Below are 11964 nucleotides of genomic sequence, written 5' to 3' on the forward strand. Positions count from 1 at the left end.
CTTGATCCGGGGTCCCGCTCAGCGACGCCGGAAAAGCGGGACCCCGGATCAAGTCCGGGGTGACGAAGGGAGGAAGATCAGGCCGCCTTCTTCGCTTTCGGCGCCGGGGTCTTGGGCTTGTAACGGCAGAGGTCGATCACCGGGCAGCGCCAGCATTCGGGGGTGCGCGCCTTGCAGATGTAGCGGCCATGGAGGATCAGCCAGTGGTGCGCGCCGACGCGGAAAGGCGCGGGGGTTTCCTTTTCGAGCTTCTTCTCGACCGCGAGCACCGTCTTGCCGGGCGCAAGGCCGGTGCGGTTGCCGACGCGGAAAATGTGGGTGTCGACCGCGAAGGTCTCCGCCCCGAAGGCGCAGTTCATCACGACATTGGCGGTCTTGCGCCCCACCCCCGGGAGCTCGACGAGCGTATCGCGGTCGGCGGGCACCTCGCCGCCATGGTCGCGCACGAGGATGTCGCTCAATGCGATGACATTCTTCGCCTTGGCGTTGAACAGCCCGATCGTCTTGATGTGCTGCTTGAGGCCGTCCTCGCCGAGATCGGCCATCTGCTGCGGCGTCTTCACCTCCTGAAACAGCTTCCGCGTCGCCTTGTTCACGCCCACGTCGGTCGCCTGCGCCGACAGCACGACCGCGACGAGCAATTGATAGGTGTTGCCGAACTCCAGCTCGGTCTCCGGGCTCGGGTTGAGCTCGGCGAGGCGGCGGTAGAATTCGAAGATATCGGCTTTCTTCATTGCGGCGCGGGTGCGGTCGCCGGCGGATGCGCCGCCTTCCAGTCCATCGCCGCGCGCACGCGGCGTTCGACCGACGGATGGTCGTAGAAGATGATCTCCTCGACCGCGCCGGGGCGCGGGCTGCGATATTCGGCGGTCTTGACGAGCGCGGTCGCGAGCGCGTCGGGCCGGTTCTCGGTCTTCAGCGAATAATGATCGGCCTCGCTCTCGTCGACGCGGATCAGCGTATTGGTGAGCGGCAGGGTGACGAGGCCGAAGAGCGAGAGGAAGAAGATCAGGACCGGAAAGCCGCGCGGGTCGCTGATGGCCGCGTCGCTGCCGAACCAGCGCGCGAGGCGCGGAAAGAGCCGGTCGGCGGCGAAGAAGAGCAGGATCGCGAGTCCCGCAAAGACGAACACCATCCGCCAGATATGGCCGAGCACATAATGGCCGATCTCGTGCCCCGTCACCGCGCGCACCTCGTCGAGCGAGGCCTTGCCGAGCGCGACGTCCGAAATGGCGATCCGCGCCGAATGGCCGATTCCCGAGACGTTGGCGGTGAAATTGTTCGACTGGCGCGATCCGTCGAACATATAGATGCGGTCGGCGGGAATGTCGGCCTTCGCCGCCATCTCGACCAGCGCATCGCGCACCGGTCCGGCGGGAACCGGCTTATAATCGTTGAACAAGGGCTCGATCAGGATCGGCGAGACGAGCAGGAAAGCCGCGATCGCCGCCGCGGCGAAGCCGCCCGACCATATCCACCAGCGCCGCCCGGTGCGGCGGATCAGCGCATAGACGCCAAGGAAGAAAAGCCCGCCGAGCAGCGCGGTGAGCAGGGTCGAGATCGCCGACTGGCCGAGCCAGTCGGCGAGCGGCTGGCTGGTGCGGCCATAGGCAGTTTCGCGCCCCCAGCCGGTGTAGATGTCCCACGGCAGGGTGAGGATCGTCGAGAGCAGGAAGAAGGCGGCGCAGAGCAGCCACGTGCGCAGCGCCCAGCCGCGTTTCGCGAGCCGCGCGTCGATCCAGTCGAGGATGCGCAGGCGGACGAAGAGAAAGGTGACGACCGCCGAGACGACGAGCCCCCAGAGCAGCAGCCATTCGTTGCCGGTGGTATACGCCTCGGCCTTGGCGAGCGCCGCCGGGCCGAGGCCGTCGATATAGGCTTTGGTTGCGGTCGCCGGATCGAACGCCATCTGTCTTTCCCCCATGTTCGCCGGGTTCAGAGCCCGAGCACCTGCGGCATCGTGTAGCGCCCCGGCTTCTGGCGGACCAGCCATAGTGCCGCCTTCACCGCGCCGCGCGCGAAGATCATGCGGTTCTCGGCGCGGTGCCCGAGGGTGATCATCTCCTCCGGCCCCGCGAAGATCACGTCGTGATCGCCCGCGACCGTGCCGCCGCGCAGGCTCGCGAAGCCGATCTTGCCGTGGCCGCGCGCGCCGGTGACGCCGTCGCGGCCGCGTTCGGAGCATTTCGCAAGGTCGATCCCCCGCCCCTCGGCCGCCGCCTGTCCGAGCAGCAGCGCGGTGCCGCTCGGCGCGTCGACCTTGTTGCGGTGATGCATCTCGACGATCTCGATATCCCAGTCGGCATCGAGCCGCGACGCCGCCTCGCGCACCAGATGCGCGAGCAAAGTGACGCCGAGCGAGGTGTTGCCGGTCTGGAGCACCGCGATATCCTTCGCGGCATCGTCGATCAGATAATGGTGGCGCTCCTCGATCCCGGTGGTGCCGACGACGATCGGGGTCTTGGCGGCGACGCAGGCGTCGAGCGTCGCCTCGAGCGCCTTTGGCGAGGAAAAATCGACGAGCACATCGGCGGCCGCGGCGAGCTTTGCGACATTGCCGCCCTTGTCGATGCCGCAACTGCGCTGCCCCGCCTCGGAAATCGCGGCGGCGAGCGCGACGCCCATCCGCCCTTCGCTGCCGATAATGCCGATGCTGGTCATGACTCGCTGTCCCCTATCCATTCTCCCCTTAGACCCGCGGGTCGCGTGAAGTCGAGATGCGGTTCGGCTTTCGCCCCTGTCACCCCGGACTTGATCCGGGGCCCCGCTCAGCGACACCGGAAAAGCGGGACCCCGGATCAAGTCCGGGGTGACGAAGAGATATGGATCAGCACCGGCATCTCGACTTCGCGCGATGCGAACGGATATGGGAGGTCCATGAAGACTATTCAGAATATCGTGATCCTGACCGGCGCGGGTGTGTCGGCCGAAAGCGGGATCGACACGTTTCGCGACGCCGGGGGCCTGTGGGAACAGCATCGCGTCGAGGATGTCGCGACCCCCGAGGCGTTCGCGCGCGATCCCGACCTGGTGCTGCGCTTTTACGATCAGCGGCGCGAGGGCATTCAGACCAAGCAGCCCAATGCGGCGCATCGCGCGCTGGCGCAGCTCGACGCCGAGTGGCCGGGCGAGCTGCTGATCGTCACCCAGAATGTCGACGACCTGCACGAACGCGCGGGGGCGAAGCGGCTGATCCACATGCACGGCGAGCATCTGAACGCCTGGTGCACGACCTGCGACGCGCGGGTGCCGTGGGCCGGGCCGCTGCTGGGTCGCCCCGCCTGCCCGGCGTGCCAGGCGGCGGGGAGTCTGCGCCCCGACATCGTCTGGTTCGGCGAGATGCCGTACCGGATGGACGAAATCTATCACGCCATCAATCGCGCCGACCTGTTCGTGTCGATCGGCACTTCGGGCGCGGTCTATCCCGCCGCGGGCTTCGTCCGCGAAGCGCGCGCCTCGGGCGCGCGGACGCTCGAGCTCAATATGGAGCCGAGCGAGGGGAGCCACTGGTTCGACGAAGCGCGGCAGGGACCGGCGACGGCGCTGGTGCCGGCGTGGGTGGAAGCGATGCTGGGCGATTAACGCCGCGCCGCGAAGAAATCCTTCAGCAACCCCGCCGCTTCGCCCGCGCCGATCGCGTCATAGATTTCGGGGCGGTGGTGGACGGTCGGCTGCGCGAAGAGGCGCGGGCCGTGGGCCACCGCACCGCCCTTGGGATCGTCGGCGCCGTAATAGAGACGCGCGATTCGCGCGTGGGCGATCGCGCCCGCGCACATCGCGCAGGGTTCGAGCGTGACATAGAGGTCGCAGCCGTCGAGGCGCTCGTTGCCGAGCTTGGCCGCGGCGGCGCGAATCGCGACGATTTCGGCGTGCGCGGTCGGGTCGTGCGATTCGCGCGGACGGTTGTGACCTTCGGCGATGATCTGCCCGTCCTTGACGATTACCGCGCCGACGGGCACTTCGCCCCACTCCGCCGCGATGCGCGCGAGGTCGAGCGCGCGGCGCATCGGCGCGGGAAGGGGGAAGTTTGCGGCCATAATCCCGCCTATGCGCTTGACGAATCTCCTGCAAGCCGATAAGCGCGCGCCTTTCCCGGCCCATCCGGTCCTTTCGGTGCCTTCTGGCCCACCCCGGACGCCGCCCATTGATTCGAGGAAGAAGATCATGTCGCGCATTTGCGAACTGACCGGCAAGGGCCGCCAGGTTGGCCACAATGTCAGCCACGCCAACAACAAGACCAAGCGCACCTTTCTGCCCAATCTGCAGAATGTGACCTTGCTGTCGGACGCCCTCGGCAAGGGCGTGAAGCTGCGCGTGTCGACCCACGGCCTGCGCACGGTCGAGCATAATGGCGGCCTCGACAACTGGCTGCTCAAGGCCGGCGACGACCAGCTTTCGGCGAACGCCCGCAAGGTCAAGAAGGACGTCGCGAAGAAGCTGGCCGAAAAGGCCGCCTGAGCTTCCACCGCATTCCTGTTGCAGAAGGCGGCCCGGTTTACGGCGCCGCCTTTTTGCTGTCCGGCAGGCCGACAAGCTCGAACTCGACGAGCAGGCTGCGCTGCCAGCTGTTGAAATTATTGTCCGAGACGAGCCACAGGAAGGTGCGCCCGCCGCGGCGTTCGACCGCCGCGCCTTCGTAATTGTCGGCGAGCGCGGCGGGCACGCGGCCGATCGTCCGCGAGGTCAGCCGCGCGCCCGGCCGGATCGCGGCGGGATCGACGACGCCAAGGATCGTCGTGAAGACGGGATCGAGCCCGAGCCGGCGGTGGACGAGCAGGATGCGCCCGTCGGGCAGCGCCGCGGCGTCGCTGACCAGCCCTTTCCCTTGTGAATCATAGAAGAAGCGAACCGCCTTCGTCCCCGGCTCGGCGGGATCGCCGGTAAAGAGCAGCGCCTCGCGGCCGCGCGGATCGTCGTCGGCGTCTTCGGAGAAGATGACGGTGCGCCCGCCCGCGAGGCGGACCATCGCCTCGGGTCCGCGATTGGCCGGCCAGGACGGCCGCGGCAGGCGCGCGCGCGATTCGATGCGGCCGAGTGCCGGGTCGAGCCGCCAGACCTGGTTGAGCCCCTCGAGCGCCACCCAGCTTTTGCCGCTCGCGGGATCGAACGCCATCGATTCGACGTCGCGCTGCGACTTGCGCTGCGACGGAGCGCCGCCGAGCGGCAGCATCGCGATGCGCGCATCCGATACCGCGCCGCCTGCGGCGATCGTCAGCCGCGCCCAATAGCCATTGTCGGAAACAAGCTGGAACCGATCGGGACCGAGGATCGCGAGCGCCGAAAATCCACCGAAAGCATCGTTCGGACTGACGAGGCGCCAGCCGCGCACGAAGCGCAGCATCCCAGCCTGTCCCGCCGGATAGCGGAGCGGGCGCGCGGCGACCTGCTGCGAGGTGAGATCGGCCACCGGAAAGCGCTGCTGCGTCCCGGGCACGGGGCCGAGCGCGACGAAGATCAGGGCGGCGAAAAGGAGGCGGCGCATCGGCGCGGCGATAGGACGCGCGTCCGGCCGCCGCAAGATGAACGGCAGCCGACAGCGATGTTCAGGCTTCACTCAAAGCGAATCGGGCAGAAGGGCATCATCGATCCACAGCCCCCAAGGGCCTGACGACGAAAGAAGGAGAACGACGATGAAAAAGATGGTGACCCTCTCGATCGCCGCCCTGATGTCCACCGCGACGCTGGGCCTTGCGACGCCCGCCGCGGCGCAGAACGGATATTACAGCCGCGACGGCTATTCGAGCTATGACGCGCGCTACAATCGCGACAACCGCCGCTATGACCGCCGCGACTATCGCAATTACGATCGCCGCGATTACCGCAACTATGACCGCCGTGATAATCGCAACTACCGCAATTATCGCCAGTGCGACAACGGCACCGGCGGCACGATCATCGGCGCGATCGCCGGCGGCCTGGCCGGTCACGAGATCGCCGGCCGCGGCGACCGCACCGTCGGCACGATCATCGGCGGCGCCGTCGGCGCCATCGCCGGACGCGCCATCGACAAGGGGAATGACGGTTGCCGCCGTTAAGAACCCGCCCGTTAAAGGGGAATGACGGCTGCCGCCATCAAGGCAGACCCGACCCCCAATAAAAGACTCTCCCCCTTTCGCCCCGTCCGGCCCGCGCCGGACGGGGCTTTGCTATCGGCGGGCGGACTTGCCATCGCGCCCGCCGGGGCCTAGGTTCGCACGCAAGTGCACGTCCGCAAAACGGCGGACGCGTGAGTCAGAGACAGGTCAACATAGCCATGCGGCAAATGGCAGCGCCTTCAGGGCGATCGCCGCGGCCGGGTTCGAAGATGGGCCCGCCGGCGAGCCGAAGACAGAAAGGGGAGACTCCGCCCCGCCCGGTGCCGGTCATACGGCCCCGCAGCTATGCCGCGATCGACCTTGGCACCAACAATTGCCGGTTGCTGATCGCCCGCCCGCACGAGGGCGAACTCGTCGTGATCGACGCTTTTTCGCGGATCGTCCGGCTGGGCGAAGGATTGCACGCGACCGGACGGATCAGCGACGCGGCGATGGACCGCACCGTCGCCGCACTCGCCATCTGCGCCGACAAGCTGCGCCGCCGCCACGTCACCCTGTCGCGCGCGGTCGCGACCGAGGCGTGCCGCCGTGCGGTGAACGGCGCCGAACTCGCGGCGCGGGTGCGGCGCGAGACCGGCATCGTCCTCGACATCATTTCCGCGGCCGAAGAGGCGCGACTCGCCGCGCTCGGCTGCCACAATCTGATGGAACCGGGCGAAGGGCCGGCGCTGATCTTCGACATCGGCGGCGGCTCGACCGAACTGATGCACGTCGACGTGTCGGACCATGACGTAAAGATCCACGACTGGATCAGCGTGCCGTGGGGCGTCGTGTCGCTGACCGAACATGCCGCGCCGGGCGAGGACAGCCTGGTCGCGCGGCGGGCGAGCTATGCCCGGATGCGCGAGGTGACGCGCGACGCCTTCGCCGCCTTTGCCGGGCGCGCCGAACGCTTCGCGAACCAGCCGCTGCGCCTGCTCGGCACCAGCGGCACGGTGACGACGCTCGCCAGCGTCTTCCTCGAGCTGCCGCGCTACGACCGGCGCGCGGTCGACGGAATCACCGTTCCCGCCGCCGCGATGCGCGACATCAGCCGCCGCCTCGCCGAGGCGAGTCTCGACGCGCGCGCCGAGATCGCGTGCATCGGGCGCGAGCGCGCCGACCTGGTGGTCGCGGGCTGCGCGATCCTGGAAAGCATCATCGACCTGTGGCCCGCCGCGCGCGTCGGCGTCGCCGACCGCGGCATCCGCGAAGGCATATTGCGCACGCTGGCGATGCAGGGCCGCGACATTCCGGTCACCCGCCGCGAGCATCGCAAATGAGCGGGGGCAAGGACGGCAAGAGCGGCGGCGGCCGCGGCGGCCTGCATGTGCGGGTCAAGACCGCGCGCAAGCGCTCCGCCTCGTCGACCCGCTGGCTTCAGCGCCAGCTCAACGATCCCTATGTCCGCCGCGCGCAGGCCGAGGGCTATCGCTCGCGCGCCGCCTTCAAGCTGATCGAGCTCGACGAGAAATTCGGCCTGCTCAGGAAAGCGCGCGCGGTGGTCGACCTGGGAATCACCCCCGGCGGCTGGTCGCAGGTCGTGCGCAAGGCCAATCCGCGCGCGCGTGTCGCCGGCATCGACCTGCTCGCCTGCGAACCGATCGAAGGGGTCGCGATCCTCGAGATGGATTTCATGGACGACGCCGCGCCCGATGCGCTGATCGAGGCCTTGGGGAGCGCCCCCGACCTCGTCATTTCGGACATGGCGGCGAACACCGTCGGCCATCCGCAGACCGATCACCTGCGCACCATCGGGCTGGCCGAGACCGCGGCCGATTTCGCGGTGCAGAATCTGCAGCCCGGCGGCGCCTTCGTCGCGAAAGTGTTCGCGGGCGGCGCCGACCGCGAACTGCTGACCGTCCTCAAGCAGAATTTCACCACCGTGAAACATGCCAAGCCGCCCGCGAGCCGCAAGGGATCGCCCGAGCTTTACGTGATCGCGCAGGGGTTCAAGGGACGGCGCGGGGAAGACGGCGACGCGGGCTGACGGGCGGATGGAACGGATGCCTTGGGGCGGGAGGCTACCCTGCCCACCTTCGTCATTCCCGCGAAAGCGGGAACCCAGTGTGGGGTTAGCCGACGCACGCTCTGGGTCCCCGCTTTCGCGGGGATGACAAAGTTAGGAGATGCCGGGCATCCGCAATCGCCCTTTTCAGACCTTCATCCCTTCCAATTCGGCCCGTCGCCGCTATCATCGAAGGTCCATCGATTATCGGGGGAAATCACATGCGTAGCGCGATTGCATCGCTGACCGTCCTGTCGTTGCTGCTCGCATCGTGCGGCGGCGGAGGGTCGAGCAGCGGCGGTGGGCCGGTCACCGTCACCCCAACCCCCACGCCGACCCCGACACCCACCGCAAGCTGCGGCCTCAGCGCGCGCCAGTCCTTTGCCAAGGCGGTGATCGACGAATGGTATCTCTTCCCGAGCGACGTCGCGACGAACGTCAATCCCGCGAACTTCGCCGACGTCCAGACCTATATTGACGCGCTCGTCGCACCGGCGCGGGCGCTGAACAAGGACCGCTATTTCACCTATGTCACCTCGATCGCCGAGGAAGAGGCCTTCTTCACCAGCGGGTCGAGCGCGGGCTTCGGCGTCCGGCTCGCCTATGATCCGACGATCCAGCGCGTGATCATCGCCGAGGCGTATGAAAATGCCCCGGCGCTTGCGGCGGGAATCGATCGCGGCACGCAAATCGTCGGCATCGGCACCAATGCGTCGAACGTCCGCGCCATCTCGGCCATCGTCGGCAGCGAGGGCACGCAGGGGATCACCAACGCACTGGGGGCGAGCGATCCGGGCGTCACGCGTGTGCTGCGCATCGTCGAACCCGGCGGCGGCACCCGCGACGTTTCGGTGACCAAGGCCGATTACGACCTCGACCCAATCTCCGACCGTTATGGCGCGAAAATCATCAGCGAGGGCGGGCACGCCTATGGTTATCTGAACCTGCGCAGCTTCATCAGCTCGGCCGATCCGCAGCTTCGCGCCGCCTTCCTCAATTTCCGCAACCAGGGGGTGACCGACGTCATCATCGACCTGCGCTACAACGGCGGCGGGCTGGTTGCGACCGCCGAGCTGTTCGGCGACCTGCTCGGCCGCAACCGCGCGGCGAGCGACCTGTTCTCGCAGACCAATTTCCGCGCGTCGAAAGCGGGCAACAATACGCGCCATACCTTCACGACCCAGCCCGAGGCGATCGCGCCGACGCGCATCGCCTTCATCGGCACCGGATCGACCGCCTCGGCCAGCGAACTGGTGATCAACGGGATGCTGCCCTACCTCGGCACCAACATGACGCTGGTCGGCAGCAACACCTATGGCAAGCCCGTTGGACAGATCGCGCTCGACAAGGGCGAGTGCGACGAACGGATGCGCGTGATCGCCTTTGCGACCGGCAATGCGGCGAGCAGCGGCGACTATTTCGACGGGCTGGCGCCGAAGATCAGCAACAGCTGCGCGGCGGACGACGACCTGTCCCTGCCGCTCGGCGATCCGCGCGAAGCCTCGGTGCGCGCGGCGATCGATTTTCTGGCGGGGGCAAGCTGCACGACGCACATCGCCGAGGCGGGCGCTTCCGCGCAAAGCCGCGGTGTCAGGGTGGCCGCAGAGCCCGAGATGCTGACGCCGGCAAAGCCTCGCGCGGCGCAGCGGGAGCTGCCGGGGCTGTTCTGACGAAACGCCGGCCAAGGGGCGGAAAGCTGCCCCTGCCCACCTTCGTCATTCCCGCGAAAGCGGGAACCCAGGGTGGGGTTAGCCGACGCACGCTCTGGTCCCCGCTTTCGCGGGGATGACAAAGTTAGGAGAGGCCGGGTGTCCGCAACCGCTCGTCAGCAGCCGGTCCAACCTCGCATTTGCGCGGCACCGCCATTGCGCACCATGACCGGCCCCGATAGAGCCGACGGCATGACAAGCATCGCGTCCTGGAACATCAACAGCGTCCGCGCCCGGATCGGCATCGTCGAGAAATTCCTGCGCGAGGAAGCCCCCGACGTCCTGTGCCTGCAGGAAACCAAGGTCGAATGCGGCCTGTTCCCGAAGGGCATGTTCGAGCAGCTCGGCTATACCCATATCGTCACCAACGGTCAGCGGATGCACCATGGCGTCGCGATCGTCAGCAGGCTGCCGCTGGCCGAGGTTCGCAAATATGACTGGCAGGCGAATGGCGAGGCGCGGCATATCGGCGTCACGCTGCCGTCAGGGGTCCGGCTCGACAATGTCTATATCCCCGCGGGCGGCGACATAGCCGATCGCACCCTCAACCCCAAATTCGGCCAGAAGCTCGATTTCTTCGGCCGCATGACCGACTGGTCGCGCGCGCTGGCCGATACGCCGACGATCCTGACCGGCGACTTCAACGTCGCCCCGCTCGAAAGCGACGTCTGGAACCACAAGGCGCTGCTCGACGTCGTCAGCCACACGCCGATCGAGGTCGAAACGCTCGCGCGATTGCAGGCGGCGTCGGACTGGGTCGACCTCGGCCGTCATTTCGTCGCGGCGCCGACGCCGCTCTATACCTGGTGGAGCTATCGCGCGAAGGATTGGGAAGCGTCGAACCGTGGCCGCCGGCTCGACCATATGTGGGCGACCCCCGACCTGGCCCCGAAAGCGGTTTCGCACCGGGTGGTGCAACCGGCGCGGAGCTGGGAGCGGCCGTCGGACCATATTCCGCTGGTGACGGAGTTCGCCTTTTGAGCGAGGCGCCAAAGGATATGGGCGCCCGGAGAGCCGCGCGCGCGATCGATGCGCTGCGCCGGGGATGGCCCTTTCGCGTCATCGCGGATGACGGCGCGATCGACCTGATCGCGGTCGAAAGCGCGCGCGACGCGGCGCTGGCCGGGTTCGGCAGCCACGACGTGCTGATCTCGGGCGAGCGCGCGGTGACGCTGAAGCTCACCAACCAGCGCGCCGCGGCGACGCCGGGGCCGGTGCGGCTTTCCGATGCCGCCGATAGCGTCGCCGCAGCGCTGGCAATCGCCGATCCGGCGCTCGACCTCGCCCATCCGCTGAAAGGCCCGTTTCGCACCGTGCCCACCGGCGGCGAGGCCGCCGCGGCGACGGCGATGACGATGGCGCGACACGCGGGGCTGCTCCCCGCCTTCTTCGTGCGCGCAGCGACGGGCGAGGCCGAAACCGAAGCCGGCGCCGACGACGTCGCCGCGCTGCTCGACCCGGCGCGGCTCGAAATCGCGGCGCGCGCGCGCCTGCCGGTCGAGGCGAGCGAAAGCGCCGAGATCGTCGCCTTTCGCAGCCCCGAGGAAGCATCGGACCATGTCGCGCTGATCATCGGCAAGCGCGACGGCCAGCCCCCCGTCGTGCGGCTGCACAGCGAATGCCTGACCGGCGACGTGCTCGGCAGCCTCAAATGCGATTGCGGGCCGCAGCTCCACGCGGCGCTCCATGCGATGGCCGACGCGCCATGGGGGGTGCTGCTCTATTTGCGGCAGGAAGGGCGCGGGATCGGGCTGGTCAACAAGCTGCGCGCCTATGCGCTGCAGGATCAGGGATATGACACGGTCGACGCCAATCTGCGGCTGGGCTTTCCGGTCGAGGCGCGCGATTTCGCGATCGCCGGGCGGATGCTGGAATTGCTGAACATCCCGCGCATCCGGCTGATGACCAACAATCCCGAAAAGGTCACGCGGCTGGAAAAGGAAGGCGTCGCGGTGGTCGAGCGCATCCCGCTCGCGCTGCCGACGAACAAATATAACGAGCAGTATCTCGCGACGAAGCGCGACCGGACGGGGCATCAGCTGTAAAAACGCGTCGCCTCCGCGAAGGCGGGGGCCGCAGGCAGCCAAGCGCTAGGCTGCCGGCCGCCCCCCCCCACGCGGGGGCGACCACCTGTTCAATGCACCGTGCGGAGTGCACCCAGCGCGCCCCCCCA

13 protein-coding genes are annotated in these 11964 nt (G+C 67.9%); 8 read left to right on the forward strand and 5 right to left on the reverse strand.

What is annotated here, in order from left to right:
- Positions 1-77: 77 nt before the first annotated feature.
- Genes nth through dapB form a run of 3 tightly spaced genes read right to left on the reverse strand, consistent with a single transcriptional unit; the run spans position 78 to position 2661 of the window.
- A complete protein-coding gene (gene nth / locus OJI97_RS04275) occupies positions 78-734 on the reverse strand; it encodes an endonuclease III (RefSeq protein WP_297661457.1) in 657 nt (218 codons plus the stop codon).
- The gene (locus OJI97_RS04280; protein WP_297661459.1) at positions 731-1909 is read right to left on the reverse strand and encodes a M48 family metallopeptidase; all 1179 of its coding nucleotides are present in this window, start codon (positions 1907-1909) and stop codon (positions 731-733) included. Before OJI97_RS04280 ends, nth begins: the two co-directional genes overlap by 4 nt.
- Before the next feature lie 26 nt (positions 1910-1935).
- Complete coding sequence (dapB, locus tag OJI97_RS04285) at positions 1936-2661, reverse strand: 4-hydroxy-tetrahydrodipicolinate reductase (protein WP_297661461.1); 726 nt, start codon at positions 2659-2661, stop codon at positions 1936-1938.
- Between the two features lie 216 nt (positions 2662-2877).
- Here dapB and OJI97_RS04290 point away from each other — a divergent pair, with 216 nt between their 5' ends.
- Positions 2878-3582 (forward strand): NAD-dependent deacylase, encoded by a 705-nt coding sequence (locus OJI97_RS04290; protein ID WP_297661463.1) that lies wholly within the window; start codon positions 2878-2880, stop codon positions 3580-3582.
- Here OJI97_RS04290 and tadA read toward each other — a convergent pair.
- Positions 3579-4037, reverse strand: coding sequence for a tRNA adenosine(34) deaminase TadA (gene tadA / locus OJI97_RS04295; RefSeq protein WP_297661464.1), 459 nt, complete (start codon positions 4035-4037; stop codon positions 3579-3581). The genes OJI97_RS04290 and tadA overlap by 4 nt on opposite strands.
- Positions 4038-4164: 127 nt before the next feature.
- Here tadA and rpmB point away from each other — a divergent pair, with 127 nt between their 5' ends.
- Positions 4165-4458 carry a 50S ribosomal protein L28 gene (gene rpmB, locus OJI97_RS04300; protein ID WP_257547249.1) on the forward strand — a complete coding sequence of 98 codons (294 nt, stop codon included), beginning with the start codon at positions 4165-4167 and terminating at the stop codon, positions 4456-4458.
- Between the two features lie 37 nt (positions 4459-4495).
- Here the strand turns inward: rpmB and OJI97_RS04305 are convergent, their stop codons facing one another.
- Positions 4496-5482, reverse strand: coding sequence for an esterase-like activity of phytase family protein (locus OJI97_RS04305; protein ID WP_297661465.1), 987 nt, complete (start codon positions 5480-5482; stop codon positions 4496-4498).
- A gap of 148 nt (positions 5483-5630) precedes the next feature.
- Here OJI97_RS04305 and OJI97_RS04310 point away from each other — a divergent pair, with 148 nt between their 5' ends.
- The 6 genes from OJI97_RS04310 (at position 5631) to ribA (ending at position 11836) form a co-directional block, all read left to right on the forward strand.
- Entirely contained in the window at positions 5631-6035 is a 405-nt protein-coding gene (locus tag OJI97_RS04310; RefSeq protein WP_297661467.1) for a glycine zipper 2TM domain-containing protein, read from the forward strand.
- Positions 6036-6355: 320 nt separating this feature from the next.
- Entirely contained in the window at positions 6356-7357 is a 1002-nt protein-coding gene (locus tag OJI97_RS04315; RefSeq protein WP_367184746.1) for a Ppx/GppA phosphatase family protein, read from the forward strand.
- Complete coding sequence (locus OJI97_RS04320) at positions 7354-8064, forward strand: RlmE family RNA methyltransferase (protein WP_297661469.1); 711 nt, start codon at positions 7354-7356, stop codon at positions 8062-8064. The genes OJI97_RS04315 and OJI97_RS04320 overlap by 4 nt, the downstream gene beginning before the upstream one ends.
- A gap of 239 nt (positions 8065-8303) precedes the next feature.
- Positions 8304-9752: a S41 family peptidase gene (locus tag OJI97_RS04325; protein WP_297661471.1), complete on the forward strand. Its 1449-nt coding sequence runs from the start codon at positions 8304-8306 to the stop codon at positions 9750-9752.
- A gap of 231 nt (positions 9753-9983) precedes the next feature.
- The gene (locus tag OJI97_RS04330) at positions 9984-10772 is read left to right on the forward strand and encodes an exodeoxyribonuclease III (protein WP_297661473.1); all 789 of its coding nucleotides are present in this window, start codon (positions 9984-9986) and stop codon (positions 10770-10772) included.
- A gap of 17 nt (positions 10773-10789) precedes the next feature.
- The gene (ribA, locus tag OJI97_RS04335) at positions 10790-11836 is read left to right on the forward strand and encodes a GTP cyclohydrolase II (protein WP_297661475.1); all 1047 of its coding nucleotides are present in this window, start codon (positions 10790-10792) and stop codon (positions 11834-11836) included.
- The last annotated feature ends 128 nt before the right edge of the window (positions 11837-11964 follow it).

This window comes from Sphingopyxis sp., from assembly GCF_025869345.1.
Taxonomy (GTDB): Bacteria; Pseudomonadota; Alphaproteobacteria; order Sphingomonadales; family Sphingomonadaceae; genus Sphingopyxis.